Here is a 19984-nt window from a genome sequence, read left to right on the forward strand (position 1 = left end):
TTCAATAATGGCAAACAGCAGATAATAGGATTTTTACAGATTTAAAACCAGGCTTTAGAGAAATTGGCAATTCGGTTTTTTCATTTTGCTGTCGGCCTATTTATGGCTATTTTAGCGCAAGATTTTAAAACGCACAAAATGAAATATTTTTTCCACATACTTGCTCTGGCCGTTTCGTTCAATTTAGTAGCTCAGGACAAGCTTCCGTACCAATTGTATGATAAAAACGGGAAGAAAACGACTTATAAAAAAATGTTGAAAGAAGCAGGAGATGCTGAAGTTGTTTTGTTTGGAGAACACCATGATAATTCTGTTGTACACTGGCTACAGCTGGAATTTACGAAAGACCTGGCGGAAAAAAAGTCATTGGTTTTGGGTGCAGAAATGATAGAAGCAGATAACCAGAAGCAACTCAACCAATATTTGAAAGGAGAAATCAATCAAAAAGCATTCGACACTTTGGCAAGGCTTTGGAACAACCACAAAACCGATTATAAGCCGTTGGTGGATTTTGCAAAATCTAAAAACCTGACCTTTGTGGCGGCTAATATCCCGAGAAGATATGCCAGTTTGGTATACAAACAAGGTTTTGAAGCATTAGACAAACTGTCTGCAGAGGAAAAAACATGGATAGCGCCTTTGCCAATAGCCTATGACAAGAATCTTCCCGGATATGTAAAAATGCTTAGTATGATGGGTGACCATGCTCATGAAAATATGCCAAAAGCACAGGCGGTAAAAGATGCTACAATGGCGTATTTCATTTCAAAAAATTTAAAGCCAAATACGGTTTTTGTACACTATAACGGAACCTATCACAGCGATAATTTCGAAGGAATTAATTGGTATTTGAAACGTCAAAATCCGAGTTTGAAAATAATGACCATTGCTACAGTTTCTCAAAAAGATATCTCAAAAATCGAAAAAGAAAATCTAAAGTTGGCCGATTTTATAATCGTAACCGACGAAGATGTGACCAAAACTTTCTAAAAATACTGGAATTCCGACTGATTTTAACGTAATTGAAAGTCGTGTTTTTTGCGATTTATTTTTCTTTTGGTAATTATTGATGCTTAAAATTATTGGTAATGAAATTTTAAGCCTCTTTTACTGCAAAAGATATTCACTTTATACTGATTATAAATAATCCGAAAAGGTTGTAGTTAATTTGAATATGCGTTATTTTTGTGTGATTTTTTAAAACACACAAACAACTCTTATGGCAAAATCTGCAATCTTAAAGTCATCACTGGCAAAAAAGTACTGGATGGCTCTAACAGGTTTATTTTTATGCTTGTTTTTAGTAGGACATTTAGCTGGAAACCTGCAATTGATTTTTAGCGATGCACTGCACTTCAATCAATATGCATTGTTTATGACCACAAACCCCGTGGTAAAGCTGCTTTCTTACCTGACGTACATTTCAATTCTTTTTCACGCGGTAGACGGTATTCTCCTGACTGTTCAAAACAGAAAAGCAAGGCCTATCCGGTATGCAATGGAAAATCCTTCAGCAAATTCAACATGGGCTTCAAGAAACATGGCGGTTTTAGGAACCTTGATTTTGGTTTTTATCGTAACGCACATGGTTAACTTCTGGGCGGTAATGCATTTTGATAAGAATATGCCATTGCAGTCTGTTGCAAATGGTGATTCACAGGTGTATGTGATGGTTGATGGTAGTTACATTCCTCAGGAATTTGTGACTAGCGGTGATGTGAAAATTGAACACAGAACAGAGTTTTTTGACTCAAAAAGCGGACTTAAAATAGGCGAGGGCTATAAAGATTTACATAAAATTACTTTTGAATTCTTTAAAGACTCTGAATACGGCCTAATCGCAACAATACTATATGTAATTGCAATGTTCGTATTGTCTTTCCACTTATGGCATGGTTTTGCCAGCGCATTCCAATCATTAGGAGCAAATAACCCAAAATATAACGGATTAATTAAAGGTTTCGGTAAAGCCTTTTCGGTTATCGTACCGCTTCTTTTCGCAATTATTCCGGTTTACATTCACTTTTTTGCTAAATAACACACGAACAAGATATGAGTTTAGATTCTAAAATTCCAGAAGGACATATATCAGAAAAATGGACCAACCATAAAAACCATCTTAAATTGGTAGCGCCTAATAACAGGCCTAAAATTGATGTGATTGTTGTTGGTACAGGTTTGGCTGGAGCTTCTGCTGCTGCTTCTTTAGGGGAGATGGGATACAATGTGAAAGCATTTTGTTTCCAGGATTCTCCACGTAGAGCTCACTCCATTGCAGCTCAGGGAGGTATCAATGCCGCTAAAAATTACCAAAATGATGGCGATAGTATTTATCGCTTATTCTATGATACGATAAAAGGAGGAGATTACCGTGCAAGAGAAGCAAACGTTCACCGTCTTGCTGAAGTTTCCGGAAATATCATTGACCAGTGTGTAGCACAAGGCGTGCCTTTTGCCCGCGATTATGGCGGATTGCTGGACAACCGTTCTTTTGGAGGAACACAGGTACAGCGTACTTTTTATGCTGCCGGACAAACCGGACAGCAGTTGCTTTTGGGAGCTTATTCAGCCTTGTCAAGACAAATTGGTTTAGGACGTGTTGAAATGTACAACCGTCATGAAATGCTTGACCTGGTAAAAGTTGATGGAAAAGCAAGAGGAATCATTGCCCGTAACCTGATTACCGGTGAAATCGAAAGACATTCTGCACATGCCGTTATCATTGCTTCCGGTGGATATGGAAACGTATATTTCCTTTCTACAAATGCAATGGGAAGTAACGTGACTGCAGCCTGGAAAATCCACAAACAGGGAGCTTATTTTGCTAACCCTTGTTATGTACAAATTCACCCAACCTGTATTCCGGTTCATGGAACCAACCAATCGAAACTGACTCTGATGTCAGAATCATTGCGTAACTCAGGAAGAATCTGGGTGCCTAAAAAGAAAGAAGATGCAGAAGCAATTCGTGCCGGAAAATTGAAACCGACACAAATTGCTGAAGAAGATAGAGATTACTACTTAGAAAGAAGATATCCGGCGTTTGGTAACTTAGTGCCTCGTGACGTGGCTTCAAGAGCTGCAAAAGAGCGTTGTGATGCCGGTTTCGGAATTGAAGCCAACGACACGAATGAAGGAGTTTACCTTGACTTTGCTTCTGAAATTAAGAGCAAAGGCCGTCAGGCAGCTTATGCACAAGGAAATCACCATCCTACAGATGAAGAAATAATCAAATTAGGAAAACAGTGGGTAGAAGAAAAATACGGTAATCTTTTCCAGATGTATGAAAAAATTACCGACGAAAACCCATATGAAACTCCAATGAAAATTTATCCTGCCGTTCACTACACAATGGGTGGTGTTTGGGTAGATTATAACCTGCAGTCTACAATTCCGGGTTGTTTCGTAGCTGGAGAAGCAAACTTCTCTGACCATGGGGCAAACCGATTAGGAGCTTCTGCTCTGATGCAGGGATTGGCTGACGGATATTTCGTATTGCCATATACGGTTTCTAACTACCTTGCCGATGAAATCCGTACCGGAAAAATTCCTACCAATTCACCGGAATTTGACGAGGCAGAAAAAAGAGTGAAAGACTCGATTAACTTCTTCCTCAACAATAATGGTACAAAATCAGTAGACCATTTCCACAAAGCTTTAGGAAACATCATGTGGAATAAAGTAGGAATGGGACGAAACGAAAAAGGTCTGTCAGAAGCAGTAGCAGAAATTGATGCTTTACGTAAAGAATTTTACAAAGAAGTATACGTTCCCGGAAGTGCAGATGAATTGAACCCTGAATTGGAAAAAGCACTTAGAGTAGCTGATTTCATGGAATTAGGACAATTGATGGCAATGGACGCCTTGCAAAGAAAAGAATCATGTGGAGGACATTTCCGTGAGGAGTATCAGGATGCTGAAGGAGAAACACTACGTGATGACGAAAACTTTAAGTTTGTTGGAGCATGGGAATATCAGGGAAGCGACATTAATAAGGAAGTACTTCACAAAGAAGAACTGAATTATGAGTTTATTAAAATTGCGGCTCGTAATTACAAATAAGAATCGGTGTGAAAAACTTCTTGATTTTAATTTCGATTCTATTTACGGGAGTAGTTTTTGGACAGTCAGGCTATCTTAACGGAAAGCAGCCCTTTCAAAAGCCAAAAGAAGGTAAAGCTTTGGTGTATTTGATTAGGTCAGGAGCAGGAGCCTTAGTCAATTTCAGGGCTTACAAAGACGATAAGTTTTTAGGAGCATTGGTTAACGACGATTACTTGATTATTGAATGTGAGCCAGGAGAACATTTGTTTTGGGCAGTTTCAGAGAATAGGGACTATGTGGAAGCAAATTTAGAAGCAAACAAAGTGTATGTTTTGAATATTCAAGGTCAAATGGGAGCATTTATAGCATCTGTATCGCTTAAGCAACTGGATCCGAATAAAAAGTCAGACAAAAAGCTTTTTGCCAGAAAAATTAGAAATTCTTGGGCGATAGTATATGACGAATCAAGAATAACAGAAGACAAATCTGAAAATATTGAAAAAGGTTTGGCTAAGTATAAAGAACTAAAAGCAAAGGAATCTTCAAAAATAATTAAACTTGATCCGGCAAAGGCTTTTGAAAACGCTGATAAACCAAATTAAGTATTAAAACAAAAATTATGAGCAATTCAAAATTTATAAACATAAACCTTAAAATTTGGCGTCAGAAAAATGCCAAAGAAAAAGGGAAAATCGAGACCTATAAATTAGATAATGTTTCAACGGACAGCTCTTTTCTTGAGATGCTTGACCAATTGAACGAACAATTGGTTTCGGAAAGACAGGAACCTGTAGCTTTTGACCATGATTGCCGCGAAGGAATCTGTGGTATGTGCTCACTGTTTATCAATGGTAGGGCTCACGGTCCGGATACAGGAATTACGACTTGCCAGTTGCATATGCGTATGTTCAAGAACAACGATACAATTTATGTGGAACCATGGAGAAGTAAAGCGTTTCCGGTAATCAAAGATTTGGTTGTTGACCGAAGTGCATTTGACAGAATCCAACAGGCAGGAGGTTTCGTTTCTGTAAATACTTCAGGAAACACTATTGATGCCAATTCAACGCCAGTTCCTAAACATGATGCAGACCGTGCTTTTGAAGCAGCTGCTTGTATTGGATGCGGTGCCTGTGTAGCTACTTGTAAAAACGGTTCTGCTATGCTTTTCGTTGGTGCAAAAGTATCACAGTATGCTCTGTTACCGCAAGGTAAGGTAGAAGCTACGCAGCGTGTTTTGAACATGGTTCGCCAAATGGATGAGGAAGGATTCGGAAACTGTACCAATACAGGTGCTTGCGAAGTAGAATGTCCAAAAGGAATTTCTTTGGAGAACATCGCAAGAATGAACAGGGAATATTTGGCAGCAAGCTTGAAATAAGAATCTGTAAGTATAAATAGTAAAGGCGCATTTAAAAATGCGCCTTTTTTTATGGCTTTTTAATCGGGAGATAAATCCGGTTAAGAATTCCTTTGTCGAAATATTCTTATATTTGGAAGACAAAACAAACACAATGAAATATTTCTCCTTCCTGTTATTAATTTCTACACTATCATTCGCCCAAAATTACCAGCAATACGTCAATCCTATGATTGGAACCGGAGGGCACGGACACACTTTTCCGGGAGCTACTGTGCCTTTCGGAATGGTACAGCTCTCTCCTGATACCAGAATAGATGGAAGTTGGGACGGATGTTCAGGTTATCATTATTCTGATAATGTAATTTACGGTTTCTCGCATACGCACCTGAATGGTACCGGAGTTTCGGATTTTGGTGATATCATGCTAATGCCTACAATGGGAGAGCCATCTTTAGACAATAAAATTTATTCTTCAAAATTTTCGCATTCCAATGAAAAGGCAGCAGCTGGTTTCTATGCCGTAAAACTTGATGATGATGATATTGATGTGGCACTGACGGCTTCTACAAGGGTAGGGTTTCATGAATATACTTTCAATAAATCCGGTCAGGCAAATATTATTCTGGACCTGAACCACCGCGACCATTTAATTATGGGAGAGGTAAGAATTATTGACAATAAAACTATTGAAGTTTTAAGAAGGAGTGAAGCCTGGGCCCGTGACCAATATGTGTTTTCGAGAATAGAATTCAATCAGCCAATGGTCATTACAAAGGTCAACAATAATGCTTTCGCACCGGCAAAAGTAACAGACCGGTTTTTTGCAGGCAGCCTTTTGGCGATAAGTTTCTCCAAACAAGTTAAAAAGGGAGAAAAATTACTTGTAAAAGTATCACTTTCGCCAACTTCTTATGAAGGAGCGAAACTTAATATGTCTGAAATAAACCACTGGGACTTTAAAAAAGTAAGAACAGAAGCTGAAAAATTGTGGAATAAGGAACTGTCTAAAATTGAAGTGTCCTCATCAGATAAAAACAAAACGGCAATATTCTATACGGCATTATACCATACGATGATGCAGCCTAATATAGCACACGATTTAGATGGGAAATACAGAGGTCGTGACAATCAGATACACACTGCAAAAGGATTTGATTACTATTCCGTTTTTTCGCTTTGGGACACGTTCCGCGCTGCACATCCTTTATATACCCTGATCGATAAAAAACGAACGGCTGATTTTATCAATACGTTTTTGAAACAATACGAACAGGGGGGCAGATTACCGGTTTGGGAACTGGCTTCTAACGAAACAGATTGTATGATTGGCTATCATTCTGTTTCGGTAATTGCAGATGCCATGGCAAAAGGAATAAAGGGCTTCGATTATGAAAAAGCATTTGAGGCGGCAAAACACTCAGCTATGTTGGACCATTTAGGACTGGATGCCTATAAAAAAAACGGTTTTATCAGTATTGATGATGAACATGAAAGTATTTCCAAAACTGTGGAATATGCTTATGATGACTGGTGTATTGCACAAATGGCCAAAATGCTCAACAGGCAGGAAGACTATCAGTATTTTATAAAACGCTCACAAAACTGGAAAAACATTTTTGACTGGAAAACAGGATTTATGCGTCCAAAGAAAAATGGAGGTTGGGATAAACCTTTTGACCCGAGAGAGGTAAATAATAATTTTACTGAAGGTAATTCCTGGCAGTATTCTTTTTTTGTTTTGCAGGATATTCCGGGAATGATTGAGGCTTACGGCGGGAAAGAAAAATTTGAAGCCAAACTGGATGAAATGTTCAACAGCGAAAGCAAGACGACAGGACGTGAGCAGGTTGACGTTACCGGATTAATTGGTCAATATGCCCACGGAAATGAACCGAGCCATCACATGGCCTATCTGTATAATTTTATTGGAAAGCCGGAAAAAACGAAAGAAAAGGTTCGTTATATTCTTGATGAGTTTTATAAGAATACACCTGACGGATTGATAGGAAATGAAGACTGCGGGCAAATGAGTGCCTGGTATGTGTTGAGTTCAATGGGAATGTATGCCGTAACACCGGGAAATGCCGAATGGACATTTACAGAGCCTTATTTTGACACTGTTAAAATTCATTTTGAAAATAATGAGGTATTGACCATTACAAAAAAAGCACACAAAGGCTATTTGAAGGAAGTAATGGCAAAAGCTCAAAAAGAAATTTTTCCTGAAATTACTCCGGTTCCCGTAATCGAAGCAGACAGTAAGTCATTCAAGGATAAAATGAAAATAGAAATCGTTTCACAAAACCCAAACGATGTCCTTTATTGGATGATAGAAGACCCTTCAAAACCGCGTTCTGGTAAACCAATATGGAATAAGTACACAAAGCCATTTGAGGTTGCTGAAACAACTGCAATTAGGGCATATGCTGAAAGAAATGGAAAAAACAGCAGTATAGTTACCGCTAACTTTATCAAAAAACCAAATGATTACACAATCACAATCCAATCGCAATACAATCCGCAATATCATGCCGGAGGAGACAGCGGTTTGATTGATGGCATCTTTGGAAACGAAAACTGGCGAAAAGGAGATTGGCAAGGCTATCAGGGACAGGATTTTGAAGCCATAATCGACTTAAAAAACAGCAAAAAAGTGACTTCGCTTTCTGCGCGATTCCTGCAGGATTCCAGAGCCTGGATATTGATGCCAACCAAAGTTGAATTTTATACTTCTGAAAACAACCATAATTTCAAACTGGTTAAGACTATCGAAAACAAAATTGACGCCAAAAACACCGAAGTTCAGATTGCCGCTTTTGAAAGCAGTATTCCTGAAACTAAGGCCAGATACGTAAAAATTAAAGCTTACAAGTACGGAAAGCTTCCCGAATGGCACCAGGGTTTTGGAGGCGATGCTTTTATTTTTATAGATGAAATAACAATCAAATAAACCAACTATGACCATCCTGACCCTGCCAGGGTTTCAAACCCTGGCAGGGTCAGGATGGCTGATAAAAAAAGATGAAAACAGCCCTAATTCAAATACCGTTAATTTGGGAAAACCCAAAAGCCAATCGGAACTATATTGAAGAAAAAATCAACTCCATCAATGAAGCAGATTTGATTGTTCTTCCTGAAATGTTTACGACAGGTTTTACGATGAATCCCCAGAACGTTGCCGAAACAATGCAGGGCGAAACCCTTTTATGGCTGAAACATTTGGCAAAAAATAAAAATACAGCCATAACAGGAAGCCTTATCATTGTAGAAAACGGCAATTATTACAACAGGCTCGTTTTTGTCTTTCCGTCAGGAGAAGTGCAATACTACGATAAAAGACATCTCTTTTCTTTGGCCGGAGAGCAAAAAATCTACACTTCCGGTCAGCAAAAATTAATAGTGGAATATAAAGGCTGGAAAATATGTCCGTTGATTTGCTATGACCTGCGATTTCCGGTTTTTTCAAGAAACACAGAGAATTATGATTTGCTTATCTATGTTGCAAACTGGCCAAAACCACGCGTAAATGCCTGGGATATTTTGCTCAAAGCCCGTTCGGTTGAAAATATGTGCTACACGGTTGGGGTTAACAGAGTAGGATGGGACGAAAGCAACCATGAATATATTGGCCATTCACAAGCGCTGGATTTTTTAGGGAATCCGGTACTTGAACCTCAGGAATCAGAAGGTGTTTTTATTGTAGATTTCGATAAAAATCAAATGCTCGAAGTCAGGCAAAAATTAGCCTTTTTGGATGACCGTGATTCATTTGAAATACTGTAACGTCAATTGCCAAGATTGACCGTTTGATCTACATCCCAATTGGCCCTGACATCTATTGCTGTTGGATAATAAACGACTTCTTCTGCCTGTCGTTTTTCCAGATAATTACCAGTGTCCCAAATCTTGTTTTTGTTTTCATCATAGATTACCCGAAGCGTAAAAAGATTCGGCTGTAGGGCCATGAAATCAATAATATCATTACCTTCGGAATACTCTGAAGCAATGAGATCGCCTTTGGAATTGGTGATTTCAACAATAACAGGATAGTGTTTGACATTTTGCAGTCGTATACGGAGATTTCCATATTCGGAAATATTCTGGGTCTTCAGGCGGTAAGATAAAGTATCATTCGCTTTTTGCATATAATCAATAAAGGCACCCGGAAGGGCGGTAATCCTATAGGTTTCCAAGGGTTGTTTTTCGAAGTCAATCTTTACCTCCTGGTTAAAATCATCATATTCGGTAGTAAATGGAACAGCTATCGTGTCTTTATTTACTAAGGTAATTTTAGATTTGTCAATAGTAGCCAATGGCATACTGGAAGTAATGGTAAAACGGTCGCGGAAATGAAGTGTGCTGGTCTGCGAAGCCTGGAAGCTAAGCGTGTCCTTCTTCTGGTTTTTTATTTTTACAGTAAACTCTTTGCTGAATTTTTCCTTGTCAATTTTAAGAAGCAGTGAATCTGTTTTTACAGGATTAAACCACACTTGCAACGAGTCTTTTTTAGGGAATTTAGTAACCCTTACCGGAAGATTTTCAGTGTTGTTTTTTAAGGTAATAGTGGCGTTTTTACCATCTCCCACATAAGGAACGACAATTTTATTGCCGGAAGCCTGATAAGGTTTAGTGGCCTTAAAAGGAAGGATTTCTTTAAACAATTCCATTTCATACAAAGTGTCGTTTGGAATAGTCACAAATTCTTTATGGAAAGCAATCTTATCCGTATTTGAGTTGAATTTGAAATTGTTGTTCTGGTCTTTCAGGGCAACCAACAAATATTTACCTTCTTTTAGATTTTCGAGCTTAAATGTCTTCAGGCTGTCCAGAGTGTTTGTCACATATCTAGGATTCTCTTTATAGACAATCGAATCTGTAAAAGTTTCATTTACTTCATACAACATTACTGAGACAAAATTATCTACGGTTTTGCTGTAGGCATCTTTTATAAAGCCTGATATGGAAAGCGAATCGATAGCATTTCCTGTGGAAAACACATATTTGAACTGCTGGTAGGGATTCCCTTCGTTATTATCCTGAATACTGCTTCCAAAGTTAAAGCTGTAAGTAGTATTGGGCTGGAGCGTATCCTTGATTTTTATGGAAATGTATTTGCTGGCATTGGTTGGTGAAACTATTGGCGGATATTTCATTGGTGGTGAAATAATCAGCTGCTTGTTAACATCCTTGATTTTAACATATTCGTCAAAAGTAATCCTGATTTCCTGTACGTTGAAATTGGTGCTGAAATTTTTTGGTACGCTGGAACGCATAACAGGAGGAAGAGTGTCCTTTAAACCGCCGGTAATGCTGCCTCTTTTTGCACAACTTATTACTGACAAGGCCAAAATAATATATAAAAACGCAAATCGGATTCTAAACATCAGGAAATAATTTATCTACAAAATAACAATTATATTTAGAGCTGACGAAATCTTTGCAAAATTATTTCTTAGGAATGCGTATACGCCATAGCCACAATACTGATTTTCGCATCCGGAATTTTGAGTAAAGCTTTGGCACACGCTTCAATAGTAGTTCCGCTTGTGATGACATCGTCAATCAGTAAGAAGTGTTTGCCCTGATGGATTTCAGAAAACACAACATCAAACAGGTCCTTTTTAATTGTGGTCCGGCCAAAAAAACTTTTTTGGGTTTGCGTGTCTGAGTAGATGTTCCGGTATAATATTGAGTTGTTGTACGGAACTTTGAGCAGGGATGATAATGCCAGTCCAAATTTCTCAACCTGATTATAACCCCGTTTCTTGAGCCGCTTCTTGTGAAGAGGAACCGGAATAATAAAATCTGTGTTTTTAACGATTTCTAAAAATTTCAATTCTTCACCATACCATTTGCCCAGCATAGTGCCAATTTCCTGATGGTTCTGGTATTTGAGATTATGGATGAGCTGTTGAACAATTCCTTTTTTGTGAAAATAAAACATTGCAGCTCCAAATTCAATGGGAATTCTGCCGTAAAATTTTTTGATGATTTCGTTTTCCGTTTCAGAATGGTGGTTTGTCAATGGCAGTTCATGACGACAGGAAGTACAGATTACAGTTTCGTTTAGCTGCATAAATGTTCCGCAGCCAAGACATACTTGTGGGAAAAAGAGATTGAATAGGCTTTTAAACATGCTGTTTGGTTTGTAAATGGACAGCTTAAAAATAAGGAATTTTTTGACAAATTCATTTGTGGTTTTTTAAATTTAAAAACAGAATTAATTATAAGTTTCTGATACGTTGTGTTTTAAGTTTTATTTAAGAATTGGGAGAAAATGATAATTCAAAAAACGTTCGTTCAACCTGATGGATTCACTTTTGGTCGATTATTTTTTGTGGACAACAGCCGTTCGGTTAATTTCACCAAAATTTTTCAAAAAACTATGTCTTTTAAGCCAGTATTTTCTTTAATAAATATAACCGCCATTGTTTCTATTTTGACGGTGACCGCTCTTGCGGTAAAATTATATAGCATAAAAACCGAAAAAGATAATCTGGCCCACACAATAGAACTTGACAGGAAACTGCATAACAATGAGATTAGTGAAATATTGATTCGTTATGATGCGGCACTACAGCAAAATGAGCAATTGACAAAAGAATTGGAAGAACTGAAAAATAAAACAGTCCAGACAGATGATTCGGTCAAATCTAATTTTAGCCTGCTGAAAGAGAATATTTCGGTACTAACAAAAGAGAAATACACCAAAAGCACGCAGCTGGAAACGCTCAATAATATCCTCAGGCTAAAACAGCTGGATTTCGAAAGCAATAAAAAAGAAATCGAAAAGCTTCATAACAAAATCAGTCAACTGGAATCTGAAATTTTGGCAAGTTCTGAAACGAAAGCAGAAAAACGAAAGCTCAGGGCTTTGAATGTGAGCGCTGTTGGTGCCAGGACGGTATCCGAAAAAATGTTGGAAACCAAAAAGACAAAAAACACAGAGCAGATAAAAGTATGTTTCACTCTTGAAGACAGCATGGGAATTGAAAAAGGAATCAAAGAGATTTTCATCCAGATTATTAATCCCAAAGCCAATATAGTAAGTAAAAACAAAGCCTCAATAGAGATTAAAAACCAGACACTTTTTTACAGTGCCAAAACCAGTGTCAATTATGATAAAGGTGACGTTGACGTTTGCGTTTTTGTTGACGCAAACAAACAAAATCTCATAAAAGGGAATTACATTGTCAATATATTTTCCGGAGCCCATCTTATAGGAAATACCAGTCTCAATCTTCTTTAAACTTTCTGGTTTAAAAAAACAGCATTTCCCGCGATTTTCATTCTCTTTTTATATTTTTGCACTATGGCAAAACAAGACGATTTATTTAAAAATATAGTTTCGCATGCAAAAGAATACGGATATATTTTTCCGTCAAGCGAAATTTACGATGGATTAAGTGCAGTTTATGATTATGCACAAAACGGTGTTGAACTGAAGAAAAATATCCGCGAATATTGGTGGAAGGCAATGGTGCAGATGCACGATAACATTGTAGGGATTGATGCGGCTATTTTGATGCATCCAACCACATGGAAAGCTTCAGGGCACGTTGATGCGTTTAATGATCCGTTGATCGATAACAAAGATTCCAAAAAAAGATATCGTGCTGATACTTTGATTGAAGATTATGTAGAAAAAATCAATCAAAAGGCGAAAAAAGAAATCGAAAAAGCCAGAGCCCGCTTTGGCGATGCTTTTAACGAGCAGGAATTTATAACTACCAATGCCAGAGTTGTAGAATATTTGGCAAAGAAGAAAGAAATTCTTGAGCGTATGGCCCGTTCGCTTGAAACAGAAAATCTGGCAGACGTAAAAGCGCTGATAGAAGAGTTGGAAATTGCTGATCCTGAAACCGGTTCTAAAAACTGGACAGATGTTAAGCAGTTCAACCTGATGTTTGGTACAAAATTGGGTGCTTCGGCAGAAAATGCAATGGACCTATATCTTCGCCCCGAAACAGCCCAGGGAATTTTTGTGAACTTCTTAAACGTACAAAAATCGGGAAGAATGAAAGTTCCTTTCGGAATTGCACAAACAGGAAAAGCTTTCCGAAACGAAATTGTTGCCAGACAGTTCATTTTCAGAATGAGAGAATTTGAACAGATGGAAATGCAGTTTTTTGTGAAGCCGGGAGAAGAAATGAAGTGGTACGAATACTGGAAAACTACCCGTTTGAACTGGCACCTATCTCTTGGTCTTGGTAAAGAAAATTACCGTTTCCATGACCACGAAAAATTAGCTCATTATGCTAATGCTGCAGTCGATATCGAATTTAATTTCCCGTTTGGTTTTAAAGAATTGGAAGGAATCCATTCAAGAAAAGACTTTGATTTAAAGGCACACGAAGAACATTCCGGAAGGAAACTGCAATATTTTGATCCGGAAACCAATCAGAACTATGTTCCTTATGTAGTGGAAACTTCAGTAGGACTTGACAGGATGTTTTTGGCGGTATTCTCTAACTCTTTAAAAGAGGAAACTCTGGAAGACGGATCGGTGAGAACAGTATTGAGATTACCGGCTGTTTTAGCACCAACCAAAGCAGCAGTATTGCCTTTAATTAAAAGAGATGGGCTTCCTGAATTGGCACAGGAAATTATTGAAGACCTGAAATGGGATTTCAATGTAGCCTATGATGAGAAAGATGCTGTTGGAAGACGCTACAGAAGGCAAGATGCCTTAGGAACACCATTCTGTATTACGGTAGACCACCAATCACTTGAAGACAAGACGGTAACCATTCGTCATAGAGACTCTATGAAGCAGGACCGTGTAAAAATTTCTGAATTGAAAGATATTATCAATAAAGAAGTTTCGATGAGAACCTGGCTTCAGAAAATATAAAAAGCAGCTATCAAATTTGTAGAAAGGCTGACCTTGAATGGGGAGGCCTTTTTATTTTCATGAATTTGTATTTTACATAATAAATCAGGCCTTATAGAAAATACGCTTAAAACGGAATAATTTTTAGTTTTTTTCGCACCTTTTACTTTTTATATCAACAAAAATTAAGAATGTATTAACAACAATCCTATTTTTGCACCAAATAAATTAAATTAGTTGGATGTTTTGTGTCATAAAATGATGAAAATGATTCCCTTAAGGGAAGGAATGCCGATTAAAATAGTTAAAATAGCCCCAAAAACTACTATTCCCGCAAGTCTAAAATTTATTTACGGACTTAATCACGATGCTCTGACAAAATAAGCAGTTATATGCTGCTCTACCAAAAACAAATTTTGTTACAAGCTATTGATGAGTTATTCGTACGTTATCATTAACGATAATCAAGAGAATGTTTTGAATATCCAAGGCCTTGCTGATGGATTTCAAAACTTTCGTTTGGCTGCATCTGCGAATAACTATGACGATGGCTTAAACTGTATTTTAGAACATCAGCCCCAATTGGTTTTTTTGGAAATAGACCCAAAAGACAAAAGCAGCAAGCTTTCACTTTCGCTTATTAATGAGCTGTATCGCTATCTCAAGGAAATACCAAAAATAGTTGTTACGGCAAAAAATGGTAATCTGGCTTTGGAAGCCATCAAACATGAGGTTTTTGATTATCTGGTAGCTCCATTTGAGTTGAACGATTTTCGGAAAACAATACTAAAGTTTGAAAAGTCAACTCCTTCGACTACTGTCAGTTCTCCCCGGGAGCCAGAACAGAAGCCTTTTTTTGTAGATAATGACCATCCGGTTAAAAAAGACCCGGAAGAGCTTACTATTTGTATAAAATCCTACGGCGATTATCGATTTATAAATGCTAAAGACATCCAGTATTTCCAGGCCGATAATAATTCTACAGATATCCATCTCAACAATGGTGAGATGATAACTGCCTTTAAGACCCTAAAGCATTTTGAAAATGTACTTCCATCGCAGTTTTACAGAATTCATAATAGTTATATTGTCAATATCCATTATATTTCAAGAATCCACACCGGAAATGCAGTCTGCTATATTAAAAATACTACCACAAAACTGCCATTCTCTAAATCCTATAAAGGCAATATCGACCAAATTATAGCCGTAATCTCCAGTTCGGGCTATTTGGAAATTTAATAAGACTGCCCTAAAGTTTTTCTGTTTCTACTATTTTTTTTAATTCCTCATTCCCAATATTTTCAGGGAATTAGGTCTGTATTTCTTGTCTTTTTGCTGCAAAGATCAAAAAACTTCCAAAAACCATGCATCCACTATCAAAATAGTATCATTCACTAACAAACAACACCATTCCGCAATACAGACCCGTAAATACTACGATAACTATCAGTTGCACAGTACTTTTACATCGTGAAAATCAAACATCACAGACCCTAATTTCAAGAACAAATCTTACACATAATTCATTAAACCACAAATGAAAAACATCATGAAAAAAGCTATTTTAACATTCGGATTATTCTCTTTAGTTGTATTGACTTCTTTTACTACAACTGAAACTACAACGCAAAATATGGTTGCTGAAACTGGAGACACAGGAGGTAGTGGAGGAGCTACTCAAATAGGAGGTAGTAAAACAAGTGACGGAAACAGAAAATTAGATAATGTTTTTATTACTAAAATTGAAAATTCTAAAACCAATTATAGTAATAATTCAATTGAAAGTTTAGAAGTTAGAAAGAAATCAGACATCTAATAGATTAGGAATATAATAAAAAAGGCTGGCAATTAATTGTCAGTCTTTTTTTATGTCCATAATGGATTGTTTTTTCAATATTATTTTGAAGAAAGCTTATAATTCTTTGAATATTTCTAGCTTTGCTAGTCAACATTAAAAAGCCATTCACTAGAGTTTGAAACTTCATGTATTGCTAATTTATCAAAGGCTTTTTTTTGTGTCAATAGATTTACTATTTTTAGAAACAAACTTTTAGACTATTGAAAAAATACTCCTTTCTCTTTTTCGTCATTGGTCTGTTACTTCTTGGGTGCTCAAAGAAAAAAGAAAAATTTTCTGAAAAAAGCATTTCAGATACACTTTTTACTTATTTGACCTTAGCAAATGAAGACACAATTCCTTACGAGGATAGATTGTCCTATAATAAAAAAGCATTTGCTATTTTAATCAATCAGGAAAATGATTCTTTAAATAGGGTAAATCTTTTTAAAGTTGCAAATAGGTATTATAACATGAATAATTTCGTGGAGTATTGGAAAGTCTCCAAAATTATTGCAGAAAGATCAAAAAATGAGAATGATACTTTGAATATAGCTAGAGCCTATACCTATATTGGAGATTATTACGCATGCACTGTGAAGAAGGACAGTGCCTTTTTATATTATACGAAAGCAGAAAAAATTTATCAGAAAAAAAATGACAAAGTTAATTTAGGAGGAGTCTTTATTAGTATGGCCACTGCCCAGGGATATGAAAATGATTTTTTAGGGAGTGAGCTTTCAGCAATAAAAGCGTTAAATGTTCTGCGAGATACCCAAGAAAAATCCAAAATATATGAGGCTTATAATATTTTAGGATTTGTATCTAATGAACTTAAAGACTACGAAAAATCGTTAGAGTACCATACGAAAGCATTGACTTTAGCGAAAGAAAATAACCTCAAAAATTTTAATGAAGTGTCGAGCTCATTAAACAATATTGGGAATGTATATCAGAATCAAAAAAAGTACAAGAAAGCCATAGAAACCTATGAAGAAGCATTAAAAGATAAAAGTTTAATAGTTTATAAGCCTTCTTTATATGGTATATTGTTAGATAATCTGGCTTATTCTAAGTTTAAACTCAAAGATTATTCACAATTACCAGGTCTTTTTTATAAATCATTAAGGATAAGAGATAGTTTAGATATTGGAATAGGAATAGTTAATAGCAAAATTCATTTATCGGAATATTATTATGAAAAAGGAGATTCTATTAAAGCTAGGGGATTTGCGAGAGAAGCATTAGAAGGTTCAAGAGAAATACAAAATTCAAGGGCCATTTTAGCCTCCTTAAAACAACTTGGTATCGTTGAGCCACAAAAAGCATCTATTTATTCTGAAGAATATATAAGAATCAATGACAGCCTTCAAAGTGCTGAACGAAAATCAAAAGATAAATTTGCACGAATAGAATATGAAACCGATGAAATCATTCAACAAAAAGACAAACTGGCCGAACAAAACAGAAACATACTTTTCTTCTTTGGGTTGGTTGTAATGATTGGAATCCTTCTTTTTGTAATCAAAAATCAACGTTCTAAAACTAAGGAGCTGATGCTAAAACAAGCACAACAAAAGGCTAATGAAGAAATTTATCAACTCATACTGGATCAACAGCAAAAATTCGATGAAGGCCGTGAAAAGGAAAAGAAGCGTATCGCAAAAGAACTTCATGATGGAATTATGAATAGGTTAGCCAGTATCCGATTCAACCTTTTTGTCCTTGAAAACAGAACCGATCCGGATACAATTAGGCATTGTATTGGTCAAATAGAACAGATTCAGGAAGTTGAGAAAGAAGTTAAGAATATAGCCCATGATTTAAGTCATGACACTTTTTCTCCTAAAAAAGATTATGAGGAACTTTTAAAATCCTTAGCTTTAGAAGTCGCAAATGCGGCGTCTTTAAAAATTAATATTCGTTTTTCCAAATTAATCAAATGGGAAACGACAAATGCAGTGGTTAAAATGCATATATACAGAATTCTACAGGAAAGCTTGCATAATATCAAAAAACATGCAGCGGCAAAAGAAGTAAGTGTAAATATAGTGCAGGAAAATCAAATGTTGCATATAGAAATCAAGGATGATGGTGTTGGGTTTGACACAAGGGATCATTCTACAGGATTGGGTATTGGAAATATTCGATCCAGGGCAGAAGAAATGAATGGCAGTAGTGAAATTTTATCCTCCAATGCCGGGACAATTGTAAGGATTAAGATACCGTTATAAAGATACCGTATGAAACAATTAGTACTTATAATAGATGACCATCCAGCTATGATTGAAGGCTACAAGAGTATTTTGTCTTTCAATACCCATGGTTACGAATTGGAATTTAAAAGTGCCCACGCAAGTCAGGAAGCTTTTAATCTTATTCTTGGGAATTTGCAATTTGATATTATTTTTCTTGACCTATCCCTGCCTGCTTATCCTGAAAAAGAAATCCATTCAGGGGAAGACCTGATTCCTTACATCCGTAAATACCAATCACAATCCAAAATTATTGTTATTACTTCACATGCAGAACAATTTCTGCTTTATCAGATTTACAAAAAAACAAGTCCTGATGGAATTTTTATAAAGAGTGATTTTTCTTCAAAAGAATTTCTTGTTGCTTTTGATGCCGTTGTTCAGGGTGACAGATATTATACTCAAACTATGAAAGAAGCACTGAAAAAAATTAGCGATAGCAATTTTTATCTTGACAGTATTGATATGCAATTGATTTCCTTACTTGCCCAAGGAATGAAAAGCAAAGGGCTTATGGAACATCTGCCGCTTTCATTAAGTGCTATCGACAAACGGAAGCAAAGAATAAAGGAGTTCTTTGGTATTGAAAAAGGAAATGATGAAGATATTGTGAGGGAAGCCAAAAAACAGAAATTTGTATAAGAAAAAAAATCCAACAAATATTGTGTAAATTACACAAATAATCAAATTATTATTAAATTAGCTTTACATCTAAACAAAATAATAATATTAATAACGCAAAATTGTTGGGTAAAATGGCTGACAACCATGAAGTGACACGGGTAAAAAGTATTCTGGCTTTTACGGGAACAGACACAGGAACTTCCTGTTACTTTTAGAGGCTTGTTATGTTACAGGAAGAAGGATAAACCAGCCATAAAAAAAGCAGCCATACAAAGAATGTTTTGGACGACATAAGTATGACTGCAATTAATTAATTGAATTACAAAATTATGAAAAATTTATTGTTTGGCATTATTGCCATTGTATTTTTGAGTTATGATATGAAAGCTCAAGATCGTTATTTAGAAGAGAAAATAGAGTTGGAAACAGTTTCTCCGTATAAAATAGCCTGCAAAAAGTTTACTATTGGGGTAAATTTATTAGTAGCTTTTGTTGAAACTGAAGTGCATATTGCATGTGGTTTTCCAGTAGGTATGGGCATGGGCGGAGGAACATGTCTTATAGTAAATGAAGAATTCTGCGATTCACTCAAACAAACGAAAAAAGATACATCCAGTAAAATGAATATTAAGAATTTGTTTAAGGATGTAGATGTGTCGAAAATTGATTTTGTTGAGATTACAAAGAGTTCCATTTGGAAAGATGATGAAAAAGGTTTGGTTTATTCGATAAAATTAGGGAAATTTCCTGTTGATAAAAATGGAGATTTTGAGATAGAAATTATAGAATCAAAATAAACAAATATGGAAAATATTAAACAAAAGAGAATTTATTCAATTATAGTAGATATGATTATATCAAATTTTATAGGAGTAACTATATTATCTCTTTTTAATTTGGAAAAGAATATGCAATTAGGAAAGTTTACATTGTTAGATCAAGAGATAGGTTACGGCTATTCTTTTCAGGCTATTATCATTTTACTGTATTTTGTTTTATTTGACGCCTTTAACAAGGGGAAGTCT

At 36.2% G+C, this 19984-nt stretch carries 17 protein-coding genes; 15 read left to right on the top strand and 2 right to left on the bottom strand.

Annotated elements, in window-relative coordinates; all coding sequences use genetic code 11:
- The first annotated feature begins 138 nt into the window (after positions 1-138).
- From ASG38_RS04615 to ASG38_RS04645, 7 genes are all read left to right on the top strand, one after another.
- Positions 139-990, top strand: a complete 852-nt coding sequence (locus ASG38_RS04615) for a ChaN family lipoprotein (protein WP_056068441.1) — start codon at positions 139-141, stop codon at positions 988-990.
- 229 nt (positions 991-1219) lie between these two features.
- On the top strand, positions 1220-2038 hold the full coding sequence (locus tag ASG38_RS04620) for a succinate dehydrogenase cytochrome b subunit (protein ID WP_056067614.1): 819 nt from the start codon (positions 1220-1222) through the stop codon (positions 2036-2038).
- A gap of 14 nt (positions 2039-2052) precedes the next feature.
- Complete coding sequence (locus ASG38_RS04625) at positions 2053-4062, top strand: fumarate reductase/succinate dehydrogenase flavoprotein subunit (RefSeq protein ID WP_056067617.1); 2010 nt, start codon at positions 2053-2055, stop codon at positions 4060-4062.
- Between the two features lie 8 nt (positions 4063-4070).
- On the top strand, positions 4071-4646 hold the full coding sequence (locus ASG38_RS04630; protein WP_056067619.1) for a hypothetical protein: 576 nt from the start codon (positions 4071-4073) through the stop codon (positions 4644-4646).
- Positions 4647-4663: 17 nt separating this feature from the next.
- On the top strand, positions 4664-5425 hold the full coding sequence (locus ASG38_RS04635; RefSeq protein WP_056067622.1) for a succinate dehydrogenase/fumarate reductase iron-sulfur subunit: 762 nt from the start codon (positions 4664-4666) through the stop codon (positions 5423-5425).
- Positions 5426-5558: 133 nt separating this feature from the next.
- Positions 5559-8357 carry a GH92 family glycosyl hydrolase gene (locus ASG38_RS04640; protein WP_056068443.1) on the top strand — a complete coding sequence of 933 codons (2799 nt, stop codon included), beginning with the start codon at positions 5559-5561 and terminating at the stop codon, positions 8355-8357.
- 71 nt (positions 8358-8428) lie between these two features.
- Positions 8429-9190 (top strand): amidohydrolase, encoded by a 762-nt coding sequence (locus ASG38_RS04645; RefSeq protein WP_056067624.1) that lies wholly within the window; start codon positions 8429-8431, stop codon positions 9188-9190.
- 2 nt (positions 9191-9192) lie between these two features.
- Here the strand turns inward: ASG38_RS04645 and ASG38_RS04650 are convergent, their stop codons facing one another.
- On the bottom strand, positions 9193-10791 hold the full coding sequence (locus ASG38_RS04650) for an Ig-like domain-containing protein (protein WP_056067626.1): 1599 nt from the start codon (positions 10789-10791) through the stop codon (positions 9193-9195).
- Between the two features lie 68 nt (positions 10792-10859).
- Entirely contained in the window at positions 10860-11543 is a 684-nt protein-coding gene (locus tag ASG38_RS04655; RefSeq protein ID WP_056067628.1) for a ComF family protein, read from the bottom strand.
- A 249-nt stretch (positions 11544-11792) separates the two neighbouring features.
- Between ASG38_RS04655 and ASG38_RS04660 the strand changes: the two genes are divergently transcribed.
- The 8 genes from ASG38_RS04660 to ASG38_RS18240 all read left to right on the top strand — a co-directional run.
- Positions 11793-12656, top strand: coding sequence for a hypothetical protein (locus tag ASG38_RS04660; protein ID WP_157486037.1), 864 nt, complete (start codon positions 11793-11795; stop codon positions 12654-12656).
- Between the two features lie 63 nt (positions 12657-12719).
- Positions 12720-14261, top strand: coding sequence for a glycine--tRNA ligase (locus ASG38_RS04665; RefSeq protein ID WP_056067632.1), 1542 nt, complete (start codon positions 12720-12722; stop codon positions 14259-14261).
- A gap of 411 nt (positions 14262-14672) precedes the next feature.
- Positions 14673-15482 (top strand): LytTR family DNA-binding domain-containing protein, encoded by an 810-nt coding sequence (locus ASG38_RS04670; RefSeq protein ID WP_056067634.1) that lies wholly within the window; start codon positions 14673-14675, stop codon positions 15480-15482.
- Between the two features lie 310 nt (positions 15483-15792).
- Entirely contained in the window at positions 15793-16059 is a 267-nt protein-coding gene (locus ASG38_RS04675) for a hypothetical protein (protein ID WP_157486039.1), read from the top strand.
- A 242-nt stretch (positions 16060-16301) separates the two neighbouring features.
- The gene (locus ASG38_RS04680) at positions 16302-18314 is read left to right on the top strand and encodes a tetratricopeptide repeat protein (protein ID WP_082482155.1); all 2013 of its coding nucleotides are present in this window, start codon (positions 16302-16304) and stop codon (positions 18312-18314) included.
- A gap of 9 nt (positions 18315-18323) precedes the next feature.
- The gene (locus tag ASG38_RS04685) at positions 18324-18977 is read left to right on the top strand and encodes a response regulator (protein WP_056067638.1); all 654 of its coding nucleotides are present in this window, start codon (positions 18324-18326) and stop codon (positions 18975-18977) included.
- Between the two features lie 311 nt (positions 18978-19288).
- Complete coding sequence (locus ASG38_RS04690; RefSeq protein ID WP_157486041.1) at positions 19289-19756, top strand: hypothetical protein; 468 nt, start codon at positions 19289-19291, stop codon at positions 19754-19756.
- 6 nt (positions 19757-19762) lie between these two features.
- The coding region (locus tag ASG38_RS18240) for a hypothetical protein (RefSeq protein ID WP_235498565.1) at positions 19763-19984 on the top strand (222 nt) is incomplete at its 3' end.

Source organism: Flavobacterium sp. Leaf359 (genome assembly GCF_001423985.1).
Taxonomy (GTDB): domain Bacteria; phylum Bacteroidota; class Bacteroidia; order Flavobacteriales; family Flavobacteriaceae; genus Flavobacterium; species Flavobacterium lindanitolerans.